The sequence below is a fragment of the Streptomyces sp. Root1304 genome (genome assembly GCF_001426405.1).
Classification (GTDB): domain Bacteria; phylum Actinomycetota; class Actinomycetes; order Streptomycetales; family Streptomycetaceae; genus Streptomyces.
On sequence record NZ_LMEP01000022.1, the window covers coordinates 24,371 to 48,851 of the forward strand.

Below are 24,481 nucleotides of genomic sequence, written 5' to 3' on the forward strand. Positions count from 1 at the left end.
GCCGCGCTCCGTGGCAGCGGCTCTGTCACCGGCACCGGGTCCGTCCCCGGAGCCGGTGACACGCGCGGGGGCCCGGTGCCGTCATGGCGCCGGGCCCCTCTCGCGTACCCCCGTCGGGCTTCTCGTTCCGGCTCAGTTGTGGCCGAACTTCCGTTCCTTGCGGTGGGACGCGTGCTCGACGAGTGGCATCGAGGTCTCGCTCTTGGGAGCCGTCGAGGTCTGTTCCTTCGCGGCTGCCTCGGTACGGTGCTCATGGCCGCCGGTACGGGCTCCCCGGTTCGTCCGGGTCTGTTTCTTGCCCACGATCGTGCCTCCCGTGACGGGTGTCGGACGGTGGTCCGTATCCCCTCAGCCTGGCACGGAGCCCCCGGAGCCGCATGTCAGGAGTCCGGGGCGAGGACCCGGGTGAAGGCGGCCAGGGTGGGCGTGTTCCGGGTGCGGTCCAGGACGGCGAAGACGATCTCCTCGAAGTGGCCGGCGAAGCGGCCCTCACCGGTGAGGAGGGCCTTGAAGGCGCCTGCCACGTCCTCCGGGGCGTTCTGGAAGACGCCGCAGCCCCAGGCGCCGAGGACGAGCCGCCGGTAGCCGGAGGCGGCCGCGGTCTCCAGGACGCGTTCGGCTCGGGCGGCGAGGGCGGCGGGCAGCAGGCCGGCGCGCTCGGGGGTGGTGCGGCGGACGACACCGGCGTTGGGCGCGGGTGAGGTGAGGAAGCCGACGGTGAAGGGGGCGTCGAGGAGGGCGCCCCGGTCGTCGCGGAAGACGGGGACCCGGGGCGAGTGGATGACCCGGTCGGTGTAGAAGGCGTCCCTCTCCTCCCGGTGGTGGGCGTAGTAGGCGGGGGCGCGGAGCAGGGTGGCGTGGAGGGCGGAGGAGCGGCAGAGCGCCTCTTCCTGGGCCTGGGCGCCGTTGAGGTAGCCGCCGCCGGGGTTGCGGGCGGAGGCGAAGTTCAGGACGGCGACCGGGCGGGCGGCGTCGGCTCCGGTCATCCGGCGGGCGGCCTGGAGGCTGCTCTCGGGGGTGACGTGGAGGGTGGGGACGCGGTCGGTGTCCGGGGTGACGGGGACGGGCCCGGGGCCGTGGAGTCGGGTTCCGGCCAGCGCGGCGGCCAGGTCCTCGGCGAGGGAGACGGTCCGGCCGTCGGGGGCGCGGTAGTGGCCCGCGGCGACGATCTCCTCGGTCTGACGCGCGAGGGCGCGCAGTCGTGCACTCATGGCCCCAGCTTGATCTTTCGCGCCCGCCGGGGACAACGGATTTTCCCCGGGGGCGGTGCCGCGTCCGGCCGGACGGCGGGCGTGGGGTTTCGGCCCGCCGGGGGCACGAGGGGCGCGTCCCGGGGGCTCGGGGCGCTCTTGCACGCCGGTCGGTGGTGGCTTTAGGTGGAAGCAGCAACTCCCCGGGACCCGTCCCGATGACCAGGAGGTGTACGGATGTCGTCCAGCGGCATACCGCGCGGCGGCCCCCCTCTCACCGAGGGAGAGGCGGAGGATCTGCTGCGATGTATCTGCTTCAAGACCGGACCGCCCCGCACCGTCGGGGTGGAGCTGGAGTGGTTCGTGCACGAGTTGCGCGACCCCCGGCTGCCGGTCCGTCCGCCGAGGCTCGCGGCGGCCCTCGACACCGTGCGGTCGCTGCCGCTGGTGTCGTCCCTGACCTTCGAACCCGGTGGGCAGCTGGAGCTCAGCTCGCGCCCGGCCGGATCGCTCATGGAGTGTCTCGACTCGCTCGCCGCGGACCTCGGCGCGGTGCGGGCGGCGCTCGGGCCGCTCGGCCTGACCCTCACCGGTTACGGGGTGGACCCGTGGCACGCGCCGCGCGGCCGGGTGCTCCACGAGCCGCGGTACGACGCGATGGAGGCGGCGCTCGACCGTACGGGCCCGTCGGGCCGGGCGATGATGTGCGACTCGGCCTCGGTGCAGATCTGTCTCGACGCGGGCCTGGAGGAGCCGGGCCCGCTGGGCTATCACCGCCGTTGGCGGCTGGCGCATCTGCTGGGCGCGGTCCTGGTGGCGGCGTTCGCCAACTCGCCGGTGCACGGCGGCCGTCGTACGGGCTGGCGCTCGACCCGGCAGGCGCTGTGGACGGATCTCGATCCGCTGCGGGCGCTCGCGCCGTCGCCGGACGGCGAGCCGCGCGCGGAGTGGGCGGCGCACGTGCTGGACACCCCGGTGATGTGCGTACGGGCCGACGAGGGTCCGTGGGCGGTGCCGGAGGGGCTGACGTTCCGCGACTGGCTGCGCTCGGGCCTGCCCCGGCCGGTCGACGCCGACGACCTGCGCTACCACATGACGACGTTGTTCCCGCCGGTGCGGCCGCGCGGCCATCTGGAGCTGCGGATGGTCGACGCGCAGCCCGGCCCGGACGGCTGGATGGTGCCGGTGGCGGTGACGACGGCGGTGTTCGAGGACCCCGAGGCGGCGGAGACGGTGTACCGGGCGCTGAAGCCGCTCGTGGAGCGGTCCGGTCCCGGTCCCGCGCCCCGCAATCCGCTCTGGCGTGCGGCGGCCCGTGACGGCCTCGCCGACCCCGAGCTGCACGCGGCGGCCCGCACGGTGTTCGCCGCGGCGCTGGAGGCGCTGCCCCGGATCGGGGCGGGCCAGGAGGTGCGGCGGGCGGTGGCGGCCTTCCACGAGCGGTACGTGATCCCCGGGAGCTGCCCGGCCGACGACCTGGAGGTGGTGACGTCATGACGGCGACCGAGGCGGATTCCGGTGCGGAGGTCCTGCGCCGGCGGGCCCTGGACGCCCTGACCGCGGCGCGGGCGCGTACGGCGCTGCTCACCTCCTGTGTCGAGGACGGTGAACTCACCGCCCAGCACTCCCCCTTGATGTCGCCGCTGGTCTGGGACCTGGCGCACATCGGCAACCAGGAGGAGCAGTGGCTGTGGCGGGCGGTGGCCGGGCAGGAGGCGCTGCGGCCCGAGATCGACTCGCTGTACGACGCCTTCGAGCACCCGCGCGCCAGCCGGCCCTCGCTGCCGCTGCTCGCCCCCGGCGAGGCCCGCGCCTACGCGGCGGACGTCCGGCTCCGGGTGCTCGACGTACTGGGGACGACCCGGTTCGAGGGGCGTCCGCTGCTCGACGCGGCCTTCGCCTTCGGGATGATCGCCCAGCACGAACAGCAGCACGACGAGACGATGTTGATCACCCATCAGCTGCGGAAGGGCCCGGCGGCGCTGACCGCTCCCCCGCCGCCGTCGTTCCGGGGCGGCCCGCTGCCCGCCGAAGTCCTCGTCCCGGCAGGGCCGTTCACCATGGGGACCTCCGAGGAGGCCTGGGCGCTGGACAACGAGCGTCCGGCGCACGCCCGGATCGTGCCCGCCTTCCACCTCGACACCACTCCGGTCACCAACGGCGCCTATCTGGCCTTCATGGCGGACGGCGGCTACACCGATCCCCGCTGGTGGCGGCCGCAGGGCTGGGCGCAGATCAGGGAGCACGGCATCGCCGCGCCGCTGTTCTGGCGGCGGGACGGCGGGCAGTGGCTGCGTCGCCGCTTCGGGGTGACGGAGCCGGTGCCCGAGGAGGAGCCGGTCCTGCACGTGAGCTGGTACGAGGCGGACGCCTACGCGCGCTGGGCGGGACGGCGGCTGCCGACGGAGGCCGAGTGGGAGAAGGCCGCCCGGTACGACCCGGAGTCCGGGCGCTCGCGCCGCTTCCCGTGGGGCGACGCCGACCCCGGTCCCGAGCACGCCAACCTGGGGCAGCGGCATCTGCGGCCCGCCGCGGCCGGCAGCTACCCGGAGGGCGCGTCGCCGCTCGGCGTACGGCAGTTGATCGGCGACGTGTGGGAGTGGACGGCGAGCGACTTCCTGCCGTACCCGGGCTTCCGGGCCTTCCCGTACAAGGAGTACTCGGAGGTGTTCTTCGGGCCGGAGCACAAGGTGCTGCGGGGCGGTTCGTTCGCGGTGGACGCGGTGGCCTGCCGGGGCACCTTCCGCAACTGGGACCTGCCGGTCCGGCGCCAGATCTTCTCCGGCTTCCGTACGGCGCGGAACGCGGAGCTCGACTGATGTGCCGTCACATCGCCTTCGTGGGCGATCCGGTGGCGCTCGGCGAGCTGCTCGTCCGGCCGCCGCACGCCCTGCTGCGCCAGTCCTGGGAACCCCGTACGCAGACCAGCGGTGTGGTGAACGCCGACGGGTTCGGCGTGGGCTGGTACGCGGAGGGCGATCCGGTGCCCGCGCGGTACCGGCGGGCGGTTCCGATCTGGGGCGACCTGTCCTTCGCGGACCTTGCCCGGGTGGTGCGCTCAGGGGCGCTGCTCGGGGCGGTCCGGGGCGCGACCCTGCCGGGCGCCGACGGGGAGGCCGCGGCGGCTCCGTTCGCGGCCGGTCCCTGGCTGTTCAGTCACAACGGCGCCGTCCCGGGGTGGCCCGAACCGCTGGTGCCCCTCGCCGCGACGCTGCCGGCCGGTGAACTGCTCCGGGTCGAGGCCCGGACCGACTCGGCGCTGCTCTGGGCGCTGGTGCTGCACCGGCTGCGTGCCGGGGACGCGCCGGGTCCCGCGCTGGCCGACACCGTGCGGGAGGCCGCCGAGGCGGCTCCCGGCGCGGGGCTGAACCTGCTGCTCACCGACGGGACGCGGATCGCCGCGACCGCCTGGGGGAACAGCCTCTGGTACCTGAAGGGTCCCGGCCGGGTGGTCGTGGCCTCCGAACCGTACGACGACGATCCCCGATGGCGGGCGGTCCCCGAGCACACACTCGTGACCGCCGACCGCACCGATGTCACCCTCACCCCGCTCAAGGAGCCGTCCGCGTGAGCCCGTTCCAGCTGACCCGTACCCTCGCAGCGGACGCCGCGGGCGCCGATCTGCGTGCCGACGTCCTGCACGGTCTGTCCCGCTCCCCCAAGGAACTGCCGCCGAAGTGGTTCTACGACGCCCGGGGCAGCGAGCTGTTCGAGGAGATCACCCGGCTGCCCGAGTACTACCCGACCCGGGCGGAACGGGAGATCCTGAAGGAGCGGGCGGGGGAGATCGCCGCCGCCACCGGGGCCAGGACCCTGGTGGAGCTGGGCTCCGGCTCGTCGGAGAAGACCCGGTTCCTGATCGACGCGCTACTGCCGGGGCTCGACAGCTACGTGCCCGTGGACGTGAGCGAGACGGCGCTGACGGGGGCGGCCGAGTCGCTGCTCGCCGAGCGGCCGGAGCTGCGGGTGCACGCCCTCGTCGCGGACTTCACCCGGGGCCTCGGCCTGCCGGGGACGCCCGGTCCGCGTCTGGTGGCCTTCCTCGGCGGCACCATCGGCAATCTGCTGCCCGAGGAGCGGCGGACCTTCCTGCGTTCGGTCCGGTCCATGCTGACGCCGGGCGACGCCCTGCTGCTCGGCACGGACCTGGTCAAGGACGAGGAGACCCTCGTCGCCGCCTATGACGACGCGGCGGGGGTGACGGCCGCGTTCAACAGGAACGTGCTGTCCGTGATCGACCGGGAGCTGGGCGCGGACTTCGATCCGGCGGACTTCGAGCACGTGGCGGTGTGGGACCGCGAGCGGGAGTGGATCGAGATGCGGCTGCGGGCCCGCCGCGCGCTCACCGTGAAGATCCCGGAGCTGGATCTCGTGGTGCCGTTCGCGGCGGGCGAGGAGATGCGGACGGAGGTGTCCGCGAAGTTCCGTCAGGCCGGGGTCCGGGCGGAACTGGCCGAGGCGGGCCTCGACCTGGACCGCTGGTGGACCGAGAGCGAGGGCAGGTTCGCCCTGTCGCTGGCGACGGCCCGCTGAGCGGCCGCCGCCAGGGCGCGGCGGTCCGGGTGGCGGCGGGCGGGGAGCGGCTCGCCCGGCCGGACGACCGCGGTGAGCCGCCGGGTCGTGACGACCCGCCACAGCGAGGCCCCCAGGGGATCGTCACCGACGTAGGCGGCGGCGTCGGTGGGCCGGTAGTCGACACGTACCGGCTGTACGGGGCAGCCGGCGTCCAGGGCCGCCTGGAACGCGGCGGGCCGGAAGCGTCCCTGGGCCCGGCCGCACCAGGTGGAGCCCTCGGGGAAGACGACCACCCGGCCGCCGGTGGCGAGCACCTCCGCCATCGTCCGCACGGTGCCGGGCAGGGCCCTGATCCGGTCGCGGTCGATGAAGAGGGTGCCGCCCAGGGCGGCGAGGGTGCCGAGGACGGGCCAGTGGCGCACCTCGGCCTTGGCGACCATCCGGCCGGGCAGGACGGCCGCGAGCAGCGGTATGTCGAGCCAGGAGACGTGGTTGGCGACGACGAGGAGCGGGCCGGTCGCGACGCCCGCTCCCTCGTACCGGACGCGGATGCCGAAGGCGCGGACCACGGCGCGCGACCAGAACCGGCAGAGGGCGAGCCGGGTGGCGGCCGGGAGGAGACCGGTCGCCGGGGCGAGCAGGAGGCCGAGGAGGACGGTGCCGAGCCCGGCGGTCAGCCGGGCCACGGCCCGGACGACCCCCGCCGGGTCCTCGTCGGGGTGCCGGCCGTGGTCCTCGGGGTGGGCGTGCCTGTCGGGGCCGTGTCTGTCGGGCTGTCGGCCACCGTGCTCGTCGGGCCGGCCGTGCGCTTCGGATGGACCGTGCTCGTCGGGGTGGGCGGCGCAGTGGCCCGGGGTGCAGGGCGCCGTGGGGAGCCACGGCGAGAGGGCCGTGGTCCCGTTCACCGTGCCGGGGCGAGCGACAGGAAGTGGTTGAGGTAGCGCGGGTTGGTGCGGCGCAGCGAGAGCAGGACGTAGAGGTCGGCGACGCCGAAGTCGGGGTCGTGCGCGGGGGCGCCGCAGACCCAGGCGCCGAGCCGGAGGTAGCCGCGCAGCAGCGGCGGGAGCTCGGTGCGGCCCTCGGGGCGGGTGATGCCGTCGGGGCTCCAGAGCTTGTGCGGGGTGACCCAGTACTCCTCGGGGGCGAGGTGCTTGGCCTTGACGGTGTCCCAGGTGGCGGCGGCGAGCGTGCCGCCGTCGGCGAGCGGGAGGGAACAGCAGCCGGCGAGCCAGTTGTGGCCGGTGGTCGTCATGTAGCGGGCGAGCCCGGCCCAGATGAGGGCGATGACGGCGCCGTTGCGGTGGGCGGGGTGGACACAGGAGCGGCCGACCTCGACCAGGTCGTGGCGGATGGGCGCGAGCCGGGCGAGGTCGAACTCGCTCTCGGAGTAGAGGCGCCCGGCGACGGCGGCGCGGTCGGGCGGCAGGATGCGGTAGGTGCCGACGACCTCGCCGGTGGTCTCCTCGCGTACGAGGAGGTGGTCGCAGTACGCGTCGAAGGCGTCGGAGTCGAGGCCGGGCTCGGGACCGTCGAGCTGGGCGCCGAGCTCTCCGGCGAAGACCTGGTGGCGCAGTCGCTGCGCGGCCCGTACGTCCTCCTGGTCGCGGGCGAGACCGACGACGTACCGGGGGGCGGGCGGCGCGTCGGGGGCCTGCGGCGCGGGCTGGGCGGGGGCCAGGGGCTGCGCGGGACCGGCGAGCGGCTGCGCGGGGACGGCGATCGTGGGGGTCGGTGCGGCCATGTCGGACTCCTCCGGCGTACGGAAGGGGAAGGGGCGGAGCCGGGCCGTGCGAGCGGTGGCCCGGCTCCTTACTTCTTCCGTGACCGGCTTGATTCGACATGGCCGTCCGGGGGATCGCGGGTGTGGAGGCGCTGAATGCTATTCGGCGAGGGTTTCCGTGATCTCGGCCGAGGCCAGCTTCGCGGCCTTCATCGGGTCCTCGCCCTGGAGGACGGCCGTCATGTAGGGCTTGATGGGGTTGTCGCCCTCGACATCGGCCCACTGCGGGGAGTTGGGGGTGGCCCGGCCGCGTGCGGCGCCCTTCGCCATGACGGCGGTGGCCTCCTGGGCGGCGACGACGGAGGCGAGTCCCTTCTTGTTGGGCACGTAGCCCATGGCGCGGGCCAGTTCGGACTGCCACTTCTCGCCGGCCAGGGCCTTGACGACATCGATGGCGGCGCCGCGCTGGGGCGCGTTCTCCGGGATGATCAGGTCGGAGCCGCCGGTGAAGACGGCGCAGGGCTGGCCCGCCTTGGTGCCGGGTATCGGGAAGTAGCCCAGCTTGTCCTTGAGGGCCGGGTTGGCCTTGAGGATCGCGGCGACGGCGCTGGGGGTGGCAATGAGCTGGGCCACGTCGCCCTTGGCGAAGACATCGGCCTGGGGCGGGTTCTGCTCGTCGGCGTCCTTGGGCCCGGAGCCGAGGGACTGCAGGTCCTTGTAGAAGTTCATGCCGCGCCGGGCCGCCTCGCTGTCGAGCGCGCCGGTCCACTCCCCGCCCTTGTCGACGGCGAGTTCGCCGCCCTCGTCCCAGATGAACCCGGCCAGGGTGTACCAGTCCTGTCCGGCGAGGTAGATGCCCTGGGAGCCGTTGCTGTTGAGCTTCTCGGTGTCGGAGAGCCATTCCGCGCGGGTGGCCGGGGGCTTGTCGATCCCGGCGTCCTCGAAGAGGTCCTTGTTGTAGATGACGATGCGGTTGGCCGCGTACCAGGGGATGCCGTACTGCGAGCCGCCGATGCTGCCGGGTTCGGCGAGACCGGGCAGCCAGTCCTCGCTGCCGAGGTCGCGGACCGACTCCAGGGTGAGGTCGAAGAGCTTCTCGGTGTCGGCGTACTGGGCGACCTGGGTGTTGCCGACCTCGATGACGTCCGGTCCGCCGGAGCCCTGGATGGCCTCGGTGACCTTCTTCCCGATGCCGGTCCACTCCTGGACGGTGACCTTGAGCTCGACGCCGTCGTGCTCCTCCTCGTACGCCTCGGTGAAGCGGTTGAGGAAGTCCTCGCTGACGCTGTCCCGCATGAGCCAGATGTTGACGGTCTTCGTCTGGCTGCCCCCGCCCGGCAGCATCCCGCAGCCGGCGAGGGCGAGCGCGGTGGCGGCTGCCAGGGGGCAGGCGAGATGGCGATTCTTCACGTGGGTCACCTTCTGCGGTTCAGCACGGGGTCGTGCGGCATGGGGGGCTGACCCGACATGGGGGGACCGAACGGGGTGTTCGCGCGGGTATGTGGCCTGGATTCTGGTCTGGACCAACGGGATGGTCAAGTCCTTGACCATCCCGTCCCGCGCACCGAATACACCCTCCGTCCCCTTACCGTCGGTAATTGCTCGCCGACCAGGGGCATTCGGCCGACCGGCGCCCGTACCCCCCGTCCCGACTCGCGGCTGCACCCGCTTCCGGGCAGGGTGGGATGGAATCGGAACGAAGGAGAGGCCCGCCATGGGAGACCACGTCTACCGAGTCACGGAAATCGTCGGATCGTCCCCGGACGGCGTGGACACCGCCATCCGGAACGGGATCACGCGGGCGTGCGAAACGCTCCGGGCAGTGGACTGGTTCGAGGTCACGGAGATCCGCGGCCACGTCGAGAACGGCCAGGTCGCGCACTACCAGGTGGGCATGAAGGTCGGATTCCGGCTGGAGGAGTCGAGCTAGGGCGATCGAAGCGGGAACGGAACCTTCCGCCCGGCGGGGCGGCGGGCGACCACGCCCGTGGGCCGGTGAACGCGGTCAGGGCCTGTCCGGTGGACAGGCCCTGATGGTCCGGTACGCCCCCGGGTCACGGCGGGTCTCCGCTTCCGCACCCTCGGGTGCCGCTCCGCGGCACCGTCAGGTCCGGCCCTCCTTCTCCTGGGCGTCGCTCAGGGCGTGCGACGGGGTGGCCCACCCGGCCCGTACGACGGTGAAGCCGGCCTCCTCCGCGGCGTCGCAGACCAGCAGGTCGTCGTCGACGAGCATCCGCACCGGCCGCTCGGCGGCGAGCCGGCGCAGGATCTCCACCTTGGTCACCCGGGCCGGCCGGAAATCCCGGTTGCGCCGCATGTGGACCGGCCCGTCCGGCAGCCCCTGGGCGGCCAGCCACTCCAGGGTGTCGCGGCGGCAGCGCTCCGGGCGCCCGGTGAGGTAGACGATGTCGCACTCCTCGGCGGCCTCCGCGCACAGCGCGACACCCTCCGCCAACGGCGGATCGTCGGGCGCCGCCGCGAAGAAGCCGTCCCAGTCCTTGGGCCGGCCCTCCAGGAAGTGCTGACGGTGGGAGGTGGCGGCCAGCGTGTTGTCGAGGTCGAAGACGGCCAGGGGCCGGATGTCGTCGGTCACGGGGTCAGCCTAGGAGGCGGGGCGGGTGCGCGGGGCGGCGCTCCCGGTCCCCGGTGCCCCCGTGCCCGCGTGCCCCGCCGTCACCGCAGTCGCCGCCGCCGCCGTCCCTGCCCGCGCCTCAGCCGGTGCCGAGGTACGCCTCCCGTACCGCCGGGTCCGCGTGGACCTCCGCCGGGGTCCCTTCGGTGAGGACCCGGCCGAGGTCGAGTACCACCACGCGGGAGCACAGCTCCATCACGAACGCCACGTTGTGCTCGACGAGCAGCACCGCGCAGTTCTCCTCCTCGGCCATCCGGCGTATGACGGAGGCGAGTCGGTGGCGTTCCTCGGCGGTCGTCCCGGACGCGGGCTCGTCGAGGAGCAGGATCCGGGGCGGGTCCGCGAGCGCGCGGGCCAGCTCGACCATGCGCGCCCGGCCGACGGGCAGACCGCCCGCGTACGACCCGGCGAGCGCGTCGAGCCCGCATTCCTGGAGCACGGCGGCGGCCCGTTCCCGGTGCCGCCGGGCCGCGGGCCGCATCCCGCCCCGCCAGTCCTGCGCCACGACGAGATTGTCCGCCACGGTCAACTGTCCGAAGAGCTGCTGGCGTTGGAAGGTACGGCGGATGCCGTGCCGGGCCCGCCAGACCGGGGACCGGCGGGTGATGTCCGTACCGTCGTACGCGATGGCCCCCGCGTCCGGTCGCCGCATCCCCGACAGCACGTCGAAAAGCGTCGTCTTCCCCGCCCCGTTCGGGCCGATGACACCGCAGATCTCTCCCGGGCGTACGGAGAGGGACACGCCCGTCAGCGCGCGGACGCCGCCGAACCGGACGTCGATCCCGCTCGCGTGGAGCAGAGGGTGACTCATCGGCGGGCTCCCGTCCCCAGGTAGGCCTCGGCGAGCCGGTCCCGGTCCACCTCGGACCTCGGCCCGGACCAGACGATCTCGCCCTGCGCGAGGTACGCGACGGTGTCGGCGATGCCGAGCACCTCGGCCGCCTTCTCCTCGACCAGGAGCAGCGCGGCGCCGCGGCCCCGGAGTTCGGTCAGGAGCTGGAAGACCTCGTCCACGACGCGCGGCGCGAGACCGAGGGACGGCTCGTCGGCGACGAGGACGGCCGGCGGTCGCTGGAGGAGCGGGGCGAGGGCGAGGAGCTGCTGCTCGCCGCCCGACAGGGAACCGGCGAGGACGGCGCGGCGAGCGGCGAGCGCGGGGAAGCGCGCGTACACGGCGTCGCGGTCCTCGGCCTCCGTCAGCTGGAGGGCCAGGTTCTCCTCGATCGAGAGCCCGGCGAAGATCCCCCGCCCCTCGGGGGCGAGCCGCAGCCCGCGCCGCGCCCGGGCAACCGCCGCGTCGCGGGTGGCGTCCTCGCCCCGTACCCGTACGACTCCGTCGGCGGGCCGCAGCAGTCCCGCCGCCACCCGGCAGAGGGTGGACTTCCCGGCCCCGTTGGGCCCGAGCAGCACCAGGGCCTCGCCACCGCGCACCACGAGATCCACACCGTGGAGCACGGGCGCACCGCCGTACCCGGCGTGCACGCCGCTCAGTTCGAGGGCGGCCGGCGCCTCGCTCCGCTCGCCCTTCCCGGGGCCGGAGGGGCTCGGTTCGGGATCCGGGGAGCGGGTCTCCCCCGGTGCCGGCCGATCCCGGGAGCCGTTGCGCTCCGAGACCACCCGATCCGGGGCGCGGGTGTCCGCCGACATCGCCCGATCCGGGGCGCGAGCCGGAGGAACAGGCACAGGCAGCGCCGCCCGCGTCCCCTCCGCCCCTCTCGCCGCGCGCCGCGCCGCTCTCCTCGCCGGCAGCGCCGCGCAGTAACCGTCCGGGTCGTTCGCCAGCGCGAGCCCCGCCAGGCCGAAGAGGATCACCGGCAGATGGGCGGAGTCCGTCACGTACTCCGACATCAGATGCGGGGCCACCGCGTAGACCAGCCCCGCCACGACCGCGAACTGCGGCCTCCGCACCCCCGCCGCGACCACGACCGCCAGCCACACCAGGCCCGTCATCGCCGTGAAGTCCGTGGCCGTGATCCGGGTGTTGTACGAGGCGTAGAGCACTCCGCCGAAGCCCGCGAGGCCCGCAGACACCGTGAACAGCAGGAGTTTCGTCCGTACCACCGAGACGCCCGACGCCGCGGCGGCCTCGGGGGCGGATCGGACCGCGAGCATGGCCCGGCCCCAGCGGGAGCCGCGCAGCCAGGTCAGCAGGGCGACGAGCACCCCGCTCAGCAGGACCAGCGCGAGGCCCAGCGCCCGGTCGTCGCCCAGGTCCACCGGACCGGCCACCGGGCGCGGTATCTCCCAGCCGGTGTCGCCGTTGCGCAGCCCGCCGAGCTGGAAGAGGACCTGGTCCGCCAGGAAGGCGAGCGCGAGGGTGGCCAGGGCGAGTGATCTGCCCCCGAGCCGCAGCGCGGGCAGTGCGACCACCGCCCCGAGCAGGGCCGCCGCCACCGTGCCGACGGCCGCCGCGGCGACGAAGGGCCAGCCGTGGCTCATCAGCAGCCCGGCGACCAGGGCCGCGCCGGTCACGAACGTCGCCTGGGCCAGTGACACCATCGCGCCGAGGCCGGTGACGACCGTGAAGGACATGAACACGAGCCCGATCGCGAGACCTTGGGCCAGGATCCCGCTCCAGAAGGGCGTGGTGACGGTGTAGAACGCCGTCCCGAGCAGCACGCCGGCCACCGCCCAGGCGCCCCAGCGGCGGCCCCACGCCTTCCCGGCGAGGTAGTCGACGGGCGGTGGGTCCGCGGCCGCCGTGCCCGCCGCGCGTTGCCGCCGTACCAGGACGACGAGGCCGGCGAAGAGGATGAGGAACGGCACGGCGGTGCGGAAGCCGGTGATGTCGTCGGTGAACGAGGCGTATCCCGCCACCAGGTTCTGGAGTACGCCGAGCCCGAGTCCGCCCGCGAAGGCGAGGGGGACGGACACGAAGCGCCCGAGGACCGCGGCGGTGGCCGAGACGAACAGGAACAGGGTGTAGTCGTGCGCGGAGAGTCCGAGGAGCGGGGTCGCGAGGACACCGGCGAGGCCCGCGAGACCGGACGACAGCATCCACGCGATCGAGGACAGCCGGTCCGCGCCGATGCCCCGCAGCTCGGTCAGCGTGCGGTCGTCGACCGCCGCCCGCAGCCGCAGGCCGAGCCGGGTGTGCCGCATCAGGACCCAGAGGCCGGCCGCCGCGAGGGCCGTGGCGATCCAGGTGATCAGCTGGTCGGAGTCGATGCCCACCCCGTCGAAGGGCTGCCAGGACACCGCCGGGCTCGGCCCGACACCGGGCAGTCCGAACTGGTTGTCGGCGGGCTGGACGGGGGCGCCCGCCCGCTCCAGGAGTTCGACCGCCCATCGTCCGGCGGCGGGCAGCGCGACGAGCAGACCGATGGTGGCCACGATCTGCGCCGTCTCGCCGACCTTCGCGAGCTTTCTGAACATCAGCCGGTCCAGGGCCCAGCCGAGGCCGGGCGCCACCACGAACACCAGGAACAGTGCGGTGGGGACGGCCGGCCAGCCGAAGCCGGAGCGGAGCTCGTAGAAGGCCAGCGCGCACAGATAGGCGGTGGCGCCGTGCGCGAAGTTGAAGAGGCCGGAGGCGGAGTAGGACAGCACGAGACCGGTCGCGAGCAGCGCGTACAGCGCGCCCGAGACCAGTCCGCTCAGGACGAAGCCCAGCAGGTCACCCACGTGACGCGCCCCTCAGCCGAAGGGGATCGGCGGGTAGCACTTGAAGGGGACCGCCACTTCGTACCGCCCGTTCTTCAGGCGGACGAGCGCCCCGCAGCCGAAGCTCTCCTTCTTCCCCTTCGGCTCGGCGCGGTCGCCCACGAGCGTGCCGGTGTCGGAGAAGCCCGCGGCGGCCGTCTGGAAGGACTCCACGGTGAGGTCCTTGCCGGCCTTCGCGGCGATCGAGAGGAAGAGGTCGGCGCTCATGTACCCCGTCATCATGTGCATGTTGAGGGGGATGTCCTTGCCGCCGGCGGCCTTCCTGATGTCGGCCTTGAACTGCCGCATCGCGGGGGTGTCCGACTCGAAGGGCTGGAACTGGAGGAGTACGTGCACCCCGTCGAGGGCCTGCTTCGTCGCGTCCTTCGCGAGCAGCCCGGGATCGTAGTCCGTCGGGTCGGAGATGACGCCCTTGTAGCCGGACCGCTTGAGCGCGGTGAAAAGGCCGATGTTGTACGGCGTCTGCATCACGGAGATCACGGCGTCGGGCGCGCGGCCGCCGGGGCCGGAGCGGAGGATCTCCTTGGTGTACGCGGACCAGTCGCTGGGCATCGAGGTCGCCGGCACCACGGCCTTGGCGTACGGGACCTGGAAGCCGGCCGCCTTGAAGCCCTGGGTGAAGGTGCGGATGCCGAACTTGCCTGCGTCGTTGTCGCCGGCGATCAGCGCGACCGACTTGCCACCGGACCCGCCGAGGACGGCCGCGAGGCTCTCGGGCCAGGTCTGGTTGAGCGTGCCGCCCGGTGTCGGGACGAGGCAGCCGTTGAAGCCGTAGAGGTGCGCGGGCCCGCAGAACGAGGGGAGGGTGCCCCAGCCCACCGTCGGGACCTTCCGGGCGTCGAGGAAGTCGGCCCCGGCGAAGGAGACCGAGCTCATCGGGGAGACGGCGAAGACCTTGTCCTGCTGGACGAGTTTGCGGGCCGCGGCCAGGTTCCTGGCCGGGTCCTGGCCGTCGTCCTCGGCCCCCAGGTACGCGATCTTCCGCCCGTTGATCCCGCCCTCGGCGTTGGCCCGGTCGTAGCGGGCCCGGGCGCCGAGGTCGGTGTCCTTCTTGGAGTATCCGCTGGCGGTCGTCATGGAGACGATGCCGCCGACCTTGATCGTGTCGGCGGTGACTCCGCGTACGGTGGTGGTGGTCGAGGGGCTTCCGCCGCTGGAGGCGGAGTTGCAGCCGGTGACGAGGAGCAGGGCGAACGCGGCGGCGATGACGCGCAACGGTCGAGGCACGGGCGATCCCTCCGTCGGGTGCCCGCATTCTGTGACCGAACTGATGAACCGTCAATAACTGATGCAACGTCAATTGACGATGCGTCAGACATCGCCCGGCCGCCGCGCTTCCCGTCAGACCGGGCGGCGGGCGTAGGTGAAGAGGTGCTCCTCGGGGGCCGCGCGGTCGTCGTCGGGGGCGAAGAGCGACACCGTGTGGTGGAGGACGTCGAGGCCGCAGTCCTCGCGCTGGAGCCGCAGGTACTCCTCCGCCGAGAAGCTGGAGACCCTGACCTTGTTCTCCATCCAGACGATCTCGACGTCCTCCACGTCCGCGGGCACGGTCGCCGTCACCAGGAAGCCGCCGGGCGCCAGCCAGCCGGCCATCCGCTTGAGGGACTCGGCCGCCTCCGCCCTGCTCATCATCAGAAGGGGGAAGAACGCGCACACCGCGTCGAAGTGCCCCTCCGGCGCGTCGAACGCCCGCACGTCGCACTGCTCGAAGGCCGCCCCGGGCACCTGGGCGCCCGCGAGGGCGACCATCTCGCCGGACACGTCGATCCCGGTCACCTCACAGCCGGCCCGCACGAGCAGCTCGGCCACCGGCCGCCCGGTCCCACTGCCCACGTCGAGCACCTTCGCCCCCGCGCCCAGCCGTGCGGTGAGCCACTCGATCGCCTCCCACTGGGCCGGCAGACGAACGAAGGCGTGCTCGTAGTCGATCCCCAGCCCATCGAACAACTCAGCCGCCGACACCGGCGGCACGTCCGTCTCGTCGTGGTCCATCCCGAGTCCCTTCCGTCGCGAGGTGGGTCATGAGTGTTCGTACCACGCCCACCCCTGCCCGACCCGGATGTTTCGGCAGCGGGGACTCCGGCACCGCCTCACGCCCGCCGTGACGGTGCCAGTCCCGCCTCGTACGCCACGATCGCCGCCTCCACCCGGTTGCGCGCGCCCAGTTTCGAGAGCACCGCGCTCACGTGGGCCTTCACCGTGCCTTCGACCAGGTGCAGGCTGTTCGCGATCTCCGCGTTGGACTGCCCGGACCCGAGTCCGGCCAGTACCTGGCGCTCCCTCTCCGTGAGGCGGTCCAGTGAGCGGTGGGGGTGGGCCGCCCGGTGGGCGCGCATCCCGGTGATGACGCGGCCGGCCACTCTGGGGGACAGATAGGCGCCGCCCGCGCCCACCGCCCGTACCCCGTTGAGGAGTTCCCTCGGGTCGTCGGCCTTCAGCAGGAAGCCGTCGGCGCCCTCCTCCAGGGCGCGGGTGATGTACTCGTCCTGGCCGAAGGTCGTCAGGATGATCACGCCGACCCCGGCCTGCTCCCGGTGGAGCCGCGAGACCGCCGTCAGCCCGTCCATGCCGGGCATCTGAATGTCCAGCAGCACCACGTCCGGCCGGTGCAGGCGGGTGAGTGCGAGGGCCTCGTGACCGTTGCCCGCCTCGGCGACCACCTCGACCTGCGGGTCCCTGGCCAGGACGGCCAGCACCCCGGCCCGGACCATCGCCTCGTCGTCGGCCACGAGGACCCGGACCGGCCGACTGCCGGGTGTCGTCTCTTCCACACGGCGAGCCTACGGCCGGGTGCGCCGCCGTGCGGGCGTCGAGTGCCGCAGATCCGCCCGTGGGTGGAGGGCACCCCTGACGAAAGGCAGGACGCCGCTGCCGATCGGCCCATGGGAGCGGGCGCGGCGGACGCCTAGCGTCGCTTCCGTACGGGAGACGGGGCAGCCGCTCCGGGCCGGCCGTACGCCCGTGTGCACCCGTCACCCGCCGCCTTCGCCTCTCGCGAGGCTGTGTTCCGCGGTCCGTGGCGCGGCCCGGTACCGACACGAAGGAATTCCGTGATCACCCTCCGAGGACTGACCAAACGTTACGGCGACACCCTCGCCGTGGACGAGCTGACGTTCGACGTCCAAGCCGGTCGTGTGACCGGCTTCCTCGGCCCCAACGGGGCCGGGAAGTCCACCACCATGCGCATGATCCTGGGCCTCGACCATCCCACGCGCGGGCGGGCCCTGATCGCCGGGCGCCCCTACGCGGACCTGCGCAGGCCGCTCCGCGCGGTCGGCGCGATGCTCGACGCCCGGGCCATCCACCCGGCGCGTTCCGGCCGTACGCATCTGATCGCCCAGGCCCGGTCGAACGGCATCCCCCCGCGCCGCGTGGACGAGGTGCTGGAGCGGGTGGGCCTCGCCAAGGCGGCCCGTCGGCCGGCGGGCACGTACTCGCTCGGCATGAGCGGGCGGCTCGGGGTGGCGGGCGCCCTGCTCGGCGATCCGTCGGTGCTCGTCCTGGACGAGCCGGTCAACGGCCTCGACCCGGACGGCGTGCGGTGGATCCGCGGGCTCGTACGGGACCAGGCGGCGGAGGGACGCACGGTGTTCCTCTCCAGCCATCTGATGAGCGAGATGCAGCTGACGGCCGACCATCTCGTCGTCATCGGACGCGGGCGGCTGCTGAGCGACACCTCCATGACCGCGTTCCTGGCCGCCGCCTCCCCCGCGTCGGCGCGGGCGCTCGTGCCCGACGCCGAGGAGGGGGCGACGTTGGTACGGCGGCTGAGGGCGGCCGACGGGGTGAGCGTCGAGACCTCCGGGTCCGGCGAACTCACCGTCGAGGGCCGCACCGCCGCCGAGATCGGGGACCTGGCCCACCACTGCCGGGTCCGGTTGCACCAGTTGAGCGACGTCCGGGTCTCGCTGGAGCAGGCGTACATGGACCTGACCGCGCGCAGCCTGGAGTACACGACGGGCGGCGGCACCACGGAAACGGCGGGCACAGGCACGACAGGCACGACAGGCAGCAGCAGCGAGGACACGGCCGCCGCGCTCGCGGCACCGGGCGAAGGGGGACGACCGTGACCATCCCGACGACACCCGCCAGGCACGCGGACCAGGCGCACCCCGACCGGCCGCACACCGGCCCCGAGACTCCCGGGCGGGGCGCTCCCGGCGGTTTCGCCGGGGCCGTCGCCGCCGAGTGGACGAAGCTGTGGTCCGTGCGAGCCGCCTGGCTCTGTCTTCTGGCGGGCCTCGCGATCACCGGTGTCTTCACCTACTACTACGCCTCGATCGCCCGTATCAACGAGCATCCGGTGCAACCCGTCGGGAACGCGGCGGCCTCCTCCGCCGTCCTCGTCCAGTTCACCGTCGTCGTCCTCGCCACGATCGCGGTCACCTCCGAGTACGCGACGGGCAGCGTGCGCGCTTCGCTCCTCGCGGTTCCCCGGCGGCACCGGGTCCACGCCGCGAAGGCCCTGGTGGCGGCCGCGGTGGCGTTCGTCGCCGGTACCGCGTTCGCCGTCGTGGGCACGGCGGTGGCCTGGGTGGGCTTCGACGGACGGGCCACCTTCGCCGCCGGCGCGACCCTCCGCCAGGTCCTCGCGGTCGGTCTCTACGAGGCGCTGATCGCCGTGCTGAGCGTGGGGGTGGCGTTCGCCACGCGTCATCCGGCCGGCGCGCTCTCGATCCTCGTCACCCTCCTGTGGGCGCTGCCCAGCATCCTCCTGGGCCTGGGAGGCCCCACGCTCGCGGACCTCAACGACAAGCTGCCGCACGGTGCGGGCGACCACTTCATGCGCCCCGCCGCCGAGGGACCGTACGGTCCGGTGACGGCGCTCCTGATCGTGGCGGCGTGGGCAGCGGCGGCCCACCTGATCGGTCTGTACGTGCTGCGCCGAAGGGACGCCTGAGTCCGGCGCCGACGGCAGGCCCCAGGCGGGCCCCACGATCGCTCCGGGCCCACCCGCCCCTCGCGCCGGACCCCTCCCGCACCGGGCGTCCCGGCCCGTCCCCCAGAATCGACCCGGAGAGGTGAGGACATGCACCAGAAGGACGGTCGGCGCACCCTGCCGCACGCGCCCGGGCCCCGGGTCGGACTCGCGTGGGGTGATGTGGCCCTGTGGTGCGTGCTCGCCGCCGCCACCGCCTACGGGTTCCGGGACGCGGGTGCGGCGGCCTCGCCGGTCGGGGACCTGTTCCTCCCGCTGGCCGTCCTGGCGGTGGCCGTGCCGCTGTCCCGCCGCCGTCCCGGGACCGCCGTCGCCCTGGTCAACGGACTCTGCGCGCTGGGCATGGCCGATCCGGCGACGCCCGCCAACGCCCATGTCCTCTCGCTGGCCGCCCTGAGCTGTCTGCTGGGAGCCCGGGTCGCCGCAGCAGGGCGCCCGCTCCTGGTCCTGGCCGGCTGCCTGGCCGTCGATCTCGCGACCTGCGCGGTGCTGCGGACGCCGGCCGTGTGGTGGTTCTACGCGCTGGCCGTGCTGCCCGCCGCCCTCCTGCTGCCCTGGCTGGCCGGACGGCACTGGCGCGGCCGGCGCGAGCTGGTGCGGGAGGGCTGGCGGCTGGCCCGGAGCCTGGAGGAGCGGCAGCACCTGGTCGCGGAGCGGGCGCGGCTGACCGAACGCGCGGACATCGCGGCCGACATGCACGACTCCCTCGGGCACGCGCTCAGCCTGGTCGCGCTGCGGGCCGGCGCCCTGGAACTCTCCCCCGACCTCACCGACCGCGACCGCACCGATCTCGCCGAGCTGCGCGGGACGATCGCGGACGCCGTGGAGCAGCTGCGCGAGACGGTCGCGGTCCTGCACGACCCGGCCGGGACGGAACCGGGCGCGGGCCTGCCCGTCACCGACACCGTCGAGGACCTCCTCGGGCGGGCGGTGGCCTCCGGGGTGCCGGTGCGCTGGGAGCGGCAGGGGGCGGCGCCCGTGCTGTCGCCCCTGGTCCGGCGGGGGCTGTACCGGGCGGTCCAGGAGGCCCTCACCAACGCGGTGAAGCACGCACCCGACGGTGAGATCCGGGTCCGGATCTCGCACGGGGCCGACCGTACCCGCGTGAGCGTCGTGAACGACGCTCCGCCCGCCGACCGCTCGGATGCCGCGGCCGAGGGCCCGGCGACCGGCGCCGGTGGCCGAGGTCTGACGGGGCTCAGGGAGCGGGTGACGGTGCTCGGCGGCTCCCTGTGGACCGGCCCGCACCAGGGCGGATTCCGTGTCACCGCGGTCCTTCCGCACCAGGTCGCCGCCGCCCCGGGGACACCCCTGCCGGGCGCGGTGCCCGCACCCGACGGGCCGGACGCGGGAGCCGCTCACCCGGCCACCGGGACGACCACCGGGACGCCCACCGCACCGGAGTCCGTCACCCGGCTCACCTCGGTACGGAACGCCGCCCGCCGCCGCTCGGTCGCCGCGTTCGCGGCTCCTGTCGTCGCGGCCGCCTTCTTCGTACCCGCGGCCGTCTACCTGGCTTGGCAGTTGACGACCAGCGTGCTGCCGCCGTCCCGGTTCGACGAGCTGACCCTCGGCCGGCCGCGCGCCGAACTCGCTGCCCTGCTGCCGGACCACACCTACCCCTACCCGCCCGACGACACCCGTTCCGCACCGCCACCGCCGGGCACCCGCTGCGAGTTCTACCGGTCCGGCCGCGACCTCCTGACCGAGGTCGACCTCTACCGGCTCTGCTGGTCGGGCGGCACTCTGGCGGCGAAGGACACCGTGCCCGCGAGCCGGTCCACGGTCCCGTGACCGCCTTCCCCACCGACCGGCAGGAGCTGTACCGCGGCGATCCGGGACCGGTACGGGTCATCTGCCGACCAGCAGGCGGCACTACGTCGAGCGAGAGGACAGGAACCACGTGGATGTGTACGAAGCCGTGGACGGTCGTCGGGCCGTACGGGCGTTCAGCGACCAGCCGGTGCCCCGGGAGGTTCTCGACCGGGTGCTCAGCGCGGCGACGCGGGCCCCGTCGAGCGGGAACCTCCAGCCGTGGCACGCCTATGTCGTGGCCGGTGAGCCCCTGGCCGAGCTGAAGAGGCGCGCCACGGCCAGGGCGCGGGCGGGCGACCCGGGCGACGAGCGGGAGTATCCGATGTACCCGGCCGACCTGGCCTCCCCGTACACGGACCGCTTCGCGGCCGCGGCAGCCCAGCGGTACGAGGCCCTCGGCATCGAGCGCGACGACCCCGACCGGCCCCGGAAGATCGCCGCCCTGAACGCGGAGGCGTTCGGGGCGCCGGTCGTACTCTTCTGCTACCTCGACCGGACGATGGGCCCGGGGCAGTGGGCGGACGCGGGGATGTATCTGCAGACGGTCATGCTGCTGCTGCGGGCGGAAGGGCTGCACAGCTGCCCCCAGGTGATGTGGACGATGTACCACAGGACCGTCGCCCGGGCGGTCGGGGCCGAGGACGGGCTCGTGCTGTTCTGCGGTGTCTCGGTGGGATTCGAGAAGGAGGGCGCGCCACGGCCGCGCACCGGGCGGGCGAAGATGCCGGAGACAGTGAGCTTCATCGGAATATGACGGCCGGGCGGCCGGGACCCGCGGCATCAGCGGGCGCGACCGCCTCCACGTCACGTCACCGCCGACCGGGATCCCTCACGGTCGGCCCTCTCAAGGTTCGGAGCCATGACCACACCCCTCACCCTCGGCACCTTCGACTCCCTCCGTCTCGACGCCGTGCGTGACCAGGAGGCCCTGCGTCGGGTCTACGCACTGCCCAGCGACGCGGCCGTGCGCAAGCAGATGACCGAACTCACTGACCGGACACGCGCGTTGATCGGCTGCTCGTCGCTGGTCATGGTCGCCAGCGCGGACGCCGAGGGCAATTGCGACGTCACCCCGCGCGGCGGTCCCGCCGGGTTCGTCTCCGTCCTGGACGCGCGGACGGTGGCGATACCGGACGCGACCGGCAACAAGCGCCTGGACACCCTGCGGAACGTGATCGCCACCGGGCGGGCCGGGCTGCTGTTCATGATCCCCGGGCGCACCACGACGCTCAGGGTGAACGGCCGGGCCTGCGTCTCCACCCGCCCGGAGCTGCTCTCGCGGCTGACCGCCGTGGGCAAGCCGCCGGCGAGTGCGCTGGTGGTGGGGATCGAGGAGGTCTACCCGCACTGCCCCAAGTCGCTCCTGCGCAGCGGGGCCTGGAAGCCGGAGGAGTGGCTGCCGGCGGATGCCCAGCCGACCTCGGCCGAGGTGACGCTGGCGCAGCTGCGGATGCCGGAGCTGACGCTCGCGGACGTCGAGCAGGCGGAGGCGGATTCGCTGAAGTACCGGTACGAGTAGCCGCCCGGCGGGGTGCCGACACGCGGTGGGCCCGGCACCGCCGGAGGCCTGCCGCCCCCGAACAGGACACCGGGGGATCAATGGATAAAATCGCCCTGTGTACGACAACCCTCGTGATCCCTACGTCCGCGTCCGCGGCGCCCGCGAGCACAATCTCGCGGGGGTCGACGTCGACATCCCGCGCGACGCGCTCGTCGCCTTCACCGGGGTCTCCGGGTCCGGCAAGTCGTCGCTGGCCTTCGGCACGATCTACGCCGAGGCCCAGCGCCGCTACTTCGAGTCGGTGGCCCCGTACGCCCGGCGGCTGATCCACCAGGTGGGGGCGCCCGCCGTCGGCGAGATCAGCGGGCTGCCGCCGGCGGTCTCCCTGGAGCAGCGCCGGTCCTCGCCGAACGCCCGCTCGTCGGTCGGTACGGTGACGACGCTCTCCAACTCGCTGCGGATGCTGTTCTCGCGGGCCGGCCGCTACCCGGAGGGGGCGGAGCGGCTCGACTCCGACGCCTTCTCCCCCAACACGGCTGCGGGCGCCTGCCCTTCGTGCCACGGCATCGGCCGGATCCACGAGACCAGCGAGGAACTCCTCGTCCCCGACGCGGAGCTGTCGATCCGCCAGGGGGCCATCGCCGCCTGGCCGGGCGCCTGGCAGGGGAAGAACCTGCGGGACGTCCTGGACACCCTCGGGTACGACGTCGACCGGCCGTGGCGCGAGCTGGCCGCGAAGGACCGGGAGTGGATCCTGTTCACGGAGGAGCAGCCGGTCGTCACGGTGCATCCGGTACGGGAGGCGGGCCGCATCCAACGCCCCTACCAGGGGACGTACATGAGCGCCCGGCGGTATGTGATGCGGACGTTCGCGGACTCGAAGAGCACGACGCTGCGGGCGAAGGCGGAGCGGTTCCTGACGAGTGCGCCCTGTCCGGTGTGCGGCGGCAGCCGGCTGCGGCCCGAGGCGCTGGCGGTGACCTTCGCGGGGCGGACGATCGCCGAGCTGGGGTCGCTTCCGCTGACGGTCCTGGCCGGGCTCCTCTCCGCGACGCCGACGGACGGTTCGGAGACCGCGCGGGTCCTCACCGAGGATCTCGTCGCCCGGATCGGGACGGTCACCGAGCTGGGTCTCGGCTACCTCGGTCTGGACCGGGCCACGCCCACGCTCTCCAACGGCGAGCTCCAGCGGCTGCGGCTCGCCACCCAGCTGCGCTCGGGGCTCTTCGGTGTCGTGTACGTGCTCGACGAGCCGTCCGCCGGCCTGCACCCGGCCGACACCGAGGCGCTGCTCGTGGTCCTCGACCGGCTGAAGGCGGCGGGGAACTCGGTCTTCGTCGTCGAGCACCACCTCGACGTGGTCCGGCACGCCGACTGGCTCGTGGACGTCGGCCCGGGTGCCGGGGTGCACGGCGGCCGGGTGCTCCACAGCGGGCCGCCGCGCGAGCTGGCAGCCGTACAGGCGTCCGCGACCCGGCGCTTCCTCTTCGACCGGGCGCCCGTACCCGCGCGGGAGGTACGCGCCCCGGCCGGGTGGCTGCGGACGGGTCCGGTGACCCGCCACAACCTGCGGGCGGTCGACGCCGCCTTCCCGGTCGGCGTACTGACCGCCGTCACGGGCGTGTCCGGCTCCGGGAAGTCGACACTCGTCGGCGCGCTGACCGACGAACTCGCCGAGGTGGAGCGGATGGTGACGGTGGATCAGCGGCCGATCGGTCGTACCCCGCGCTCCAACCTGGCCACGTACACGGGGCTCTTCGACGTCGTGCGCAAGCTGTTCGCGGAGACGGCGGAGGCGCGGGAGCGCGGCTACAAGGTGGGCCGCTTCTCCTTCAACGTGCCCGGCGGGCGCTGCGAGACCTGTCAGGGCGAGGGATTCGTCTCGGTGGAGCTCCTCTTCCTCCCGAGCACCTACGCGCCCTGCCCCGACTGCCGCGGCGCCCGGTACAACCCCGAGACGCTCCAGGTGCGGCTGGGCGGACTGACGATCGCCGAAGTCCTGGACCTCACCGTCGAGTCGGCGGCGGAGTTCTTCCAGGACACCCCCGCCGCCGCCCGCAGCCTGCGGACCCTCCTCGAGGTGGGCCTCGGCTATCTGCGGCTCGGGCAGCCGGCGACGGAACTGTCCGGCGGCGAGGCGCAGCGCATCAAGCTCGCCTCCGAGCTCCAGCGTCCGCGCCGCTCCCCCACCCTGTACGTACTCGACGAGCCGACGACCGGGCTGCACCCGGCGGACGTCGAGGTCCTGATGCGGCAGCTCCACGGTCTGGTGGACGCGGGCCACTCGGTGGTCGTCGTCGAGCACGACATGGACGTGGTCGCCACCGCCGACTGGGTCGTCGACCTCGGTCCGGGCGGCGGCGACGAGGGCGGCCGGGTGGTGGCGGCCGGGCCGCCGTCCGAGGTGGCCGCCTCTCCCGTGAGCCGGACGGCTCCGTACCTGGCGCGGGCGCTCGCAGGCGGCTGACCGGCCCGGGTCCGGGCGGCTCCCGGCGGGCGGCCGCCC

The 24,481-nt window shown here is 73.8% G+C and carries 22 protein-coding genes; 11 read left to right on the forward strand and 11 right to left on the reverse strand.

The window, feature by feature from the left end:
• Nucleotides 1-132: 132 nt before the first annotated feature.
• Both ASD33_RS35820 and ASD33_RS19580 read right to left on the reverse strand, forming a co-directional pair.
• Complete coding sequence (locus tag ASD33_RS35820) at nucleotides 133-303, reverse strand: hypothetical protein (RefSeq protein WP_199863556.1); 171 nt, start codon at nucleotides 301-303, stop codon at nucleotides 133-135.
• A gap of 77 nt (nucleotides 304-380) precedes the next feature.
• Nucleotides 381-1,211: a TIGR02452 family protein gene (locus tag ASD33_RS19580; protein WP_056561857.1), complete on the reverse strand. Its 831-nt coding sequence runs from the start codon at nucleotides 1,209-1,211 to the stop codon at nucleotides 381-383.
• Between the two features lie 216 nt (nucleotides 1,212-1,427).
• Between ASD33_RS19580 and egtA the strand changes: the two genes are divergently transcribed.
• Genes egtA through egtD form a run of 4 tightly spaced genes read left to right on the forward strand, consistent with a single transcriptional unit; the run spans nucleotide 1,428 to nucleotide 5,723 of the window.
• Nucleotides 1,428-2,687: an ergothioneine biosynthesis glutamate--cysteine ligase EgtA gene (egtA, locus tag ASD33_RS19585; protein ID WP_056561859.1), complete on the forward strand. Its 1,260-nt coding sequence runs from the start codon at nucleotides 1,428-1,430 to the stop codon at nucleotides 2,685-2,687.
• Entirely contained in the window at nucleotides 2,684-4,009 is a 1,326-nt protein-coding gene (egtB, locus tag ASD33_RS19590) for an ergothioneine biosynthesis protein EgtB (RefSeq protein WP_056561861.1), read from the forward strand. Before egtA ends, egtB begins: the two co-directional genes overlap by 4 nt.
• On the forward strand, nucleotides 4,009-4,761 hold the full coding sequence (egtC, locus tag ASD33_RS19595; protein ID WP_056561862.1) for an ergothioneine biosynthesis protein EgtC: 753 nt from the start codon (nucleotides 4,009-4,011) through the stop codon (nucleotides 4,759-4,761). Before egtB ends, egtC begins: the two co-directional genes overlap by 1 nt.
• Nucleotides 4,758-5,723 (forward strand): L-histidine N(alpha)-methyltransferase, encoded by a 966-nt coding sequence (gene egtD / locus ASD33_RS19600; protein ID WP_056561865.1) that lies wholly within the window; start codon nucleotides 4,758-4,760, stop codon nucleotides 5,721-5,723. The genes egtC and egtD overlap by 4 nt, the downstream gene beginning before the upstream one ends.
• Here the strand turns inward: egtD and ASD33_RS19605 are convergent.
• The 3 genes from ASD33_RS19605 to ASD33_RS19615 form a co-directional block, all read right to left on the reverse strand.
• Complete coding sequence (locus ASD33_RS19605; protein ID WP_056561867.1) at nucleotides 5,618-6,610, reverse strand: lysophospholipid acyltransferase family protein; 993 nt, start codon at nucleotides 6,608-6,610, stop codon at nucleotides 5,618-5,620. The genes egtD and ASD33_RS19605 overlap by 106 nt on opposite strands.
• Nucleotides 6,607-7,446: a GNAT family N-acyltransferase gene (locus ASD33_RS19610; protein WP_242427106.1), complete on the reverse strand. Its 840-nt coding sequence runs from the start codon at nucleotides 7,444-7,446 to the stop codon at nucleotides 6,607-6,609. The genes ASD33_RS19605 and ASD33_RS19610 overlap by 4 nt, the downstream gene beginning before the upstream one ends.
• Before the next feature lie 138 nt (nucleotides 7,447-7,584).
• Nucleotides 7,585-8,835 carry an extracellular solute-binding protein gene (locus tag ASD33_RS19615; protein WP_056563059.1) on the reverse strand — a complete coding sequence of 417 codons (1,251 nt, stop codon included), beginning with the start codon at nucleotides 8,833-8,835 and terminating at the stop codon, nucleotides 7,585-7,587.
• A gap of 304 nt (nucleotides 8,836-9,139) precedes the next feature.
• Here ASD33_RS19615 and ASD33_RS19620 point away from each other — a divergent pair, with 304 nt between their 5' ends.
• Nucleotides 9,140-9,355, forward strand: a complete 216-nt coding sequence (locus ASD33_RS19620) for a dodecin (protein WP_056561873.1) — start codon at nucleotides 9,140-9,142, stop codon at nucleotides 9,353-9,355.
• Between the two features lie 174 nt (nucleotides 9,356-9,529).
• On the opposite strand, the gene ASD33_RS19625 is transcribed toward ASD33_RS19620, so the two are convergent.
• The 6 genes from ASD33_RS19625 to ASD33_RS19650 all read right to left on the reverse strand — a co-directional run bounded on the left by ASD33_RS19625 (nucleotide 9,530) and on the right by ASD33_RS19650 (nucleotide 16,491).
• Nucleotides 9,530-10,018, reverse strand: a complete 489-nt coding sequence (locus tag ASD33_RS19625) for a hypothetical protein (RefSeq protein WP_056561875.1) — start codon at nucleotides 10,016-10,018, stop codon at nucleotides 9,530-9,532.
• 118 nt (nucleotides 10,019-10,136) lie between these two features.
• Nucleotides 10,137-10,868: an ABC transporter ATP-binding protein gene (locus tag ASD33_RS36820; RefSeq protein WP_056561878.1), complete on the reverse strand. Its 732-nt coding sequence runs from the start codon at nucleotides 10,866-10,868 to the stop codon at nucleotides 10,137-10,139.
• The gene (locus ASD33_RS19635) at nucleotides 10,865-13,681 is read right to left on the reverse strand and encodes an ATP-binding cassette domain-containing protein (RefSeq protein ID WP_056561879.1); all 2,817 of its coding nucleotides are present in this window, start codon (nucleotides 13,679-13,681) and stop codon (nucleotides 10,865-10,867) included. The genes ASD33_RS36820 and ASD33_RS19635 overlap by 4 nt, the downstream gene beginning before the upstream one ends.
• Nucleotides 13,682-13,693: 12 nt before the next feature.
• Nucleotides 13,694-14,947 carry an ABC transporter substrate-binding protein gene (locus tag ASD33_RS19640; RefSeq protein ID WP_056561884.1) on the reverse strand — a complete coding sequence of 418 codons (1,254 nt, stop codon included), beginning with the start codon at nucleotides 14,945-14,947 and terminating at the stop codon, nucleotides 13,694-13,696.
• Nucleotides 14,948-15,061: 114 nt separating this feature from the next.
• Entirely contained in the window at nucleotides 15,062-15,712 is a 651-nt protein-coding gene (locus ASD33_RS19645) for a class I SAM-dependent methyltransferase (protein WP_056561885.1), read from the reverse strand.
• A 98-nt stretch (nucleotides 15,713-15,810) separates the two neighbouring features.
• The gene (locus tag ASD33_RS19650) at nucleotides 15,811-16,491 is read right to left on the reverse strand and encodes a response regulator transcription factor (RefSeq protein WP_056561887.1); all 681 of its coding nucleotides are present in this window, start codon (nucleotides 16,489-16,491) and stop codon (nucleotides 15,811-15,813) included.
• Between the two features lie 279 nt (nucleotides 16,492-16,770).
• On the opposite strand from ASD33_RS19650, the gene ASD33_RS19655 reads away from it, so the two are divergent.
• The 6 genes from ASD33_RS19655 (at nucleotide 16,771) to ASD33_RS19680 (ending at nucleotide 24,442) form a co-directional block, all read left to right on the forward strand.
• Entirely contained in the window at nucleotides 16,771-17,790 is a 1,020-nt protein-coding gene (locus tag ASD33_RS19655; protein ID WP_056561889.1) for an ATP-binding cassette domain-containing protein, read from the forward strand.
• Nucleotides 17,787-18,620 carry an ABC transporter permease gene (locus ASD33_RS19660; RefSeq protein ID WP_242427107.1) on the forward strand — a complete coding sequence of 278 codons (834 nt, stop codon included), beginning with the start codon at nucleotides 17,787-17,789 and terminating at the stop codon, nucleotides 18,618-18,620. The genes ASD33_RS19655 and ASD33_RS19660 overlap by 4 nt, the downstream gene beginning before the upstream one ends.
• Before the next feature lie 129 nt (nucleotides 18,621-18,749).
• The gene (locus ASD33_RS19665; RefSeq protein WP_079044883.1) at nucleotides 18,750-20,453 is read left to right on the forward strand and encodes a histidine kinase; all 1,704 of its coding nucleotides are present in this window, start codon (nucleotides 18,750-18,752) and stop codon (nucleotides 20,451-20,453) included.
• 109 nt (nucleotides 20,454-20,562) lie between these two features.
• Nucleotides 20,563-21,228: a nitroreductase gene (locus ASD33_RS19670; RefSeq protein WP_056561891.1), complete on the forward strand. Its 666-nt coding sequence runs from the start codon at nucleotides 20,563-20,565 to the stop codon at nucleotides 21,226-21,228.
• Nucleotides 21,229-21,333: 105 nt separating this feature from the next.
• Entirely contained in the window at nucleotides 21,334-21,993 is a 660-nt protein-coding gene (locus ASD33_RS19675) for an MSMEG_1061 family FMN-dependent PPOX-type flavoprotein (protein ID WP_056561893.1), read from the forward strand.
• Between the two features lie 97 nt (nucleotides 21,994-22,090).
• Complete coding sequence (locus ASD33_RS19680; RefSeq protein ID WP_056561895.1) at nucleotides 22,091-24,442, forward strand: excinuclease ABC subunit UvrA; 2,352 nt, start codon at nucleotides 22,091-22,093, stop codon at nucleotides 24,440-24,442.
• The last annotated feature ends 39 nt before the right edge of the window (nucleotides 24,443-24,481 follow it).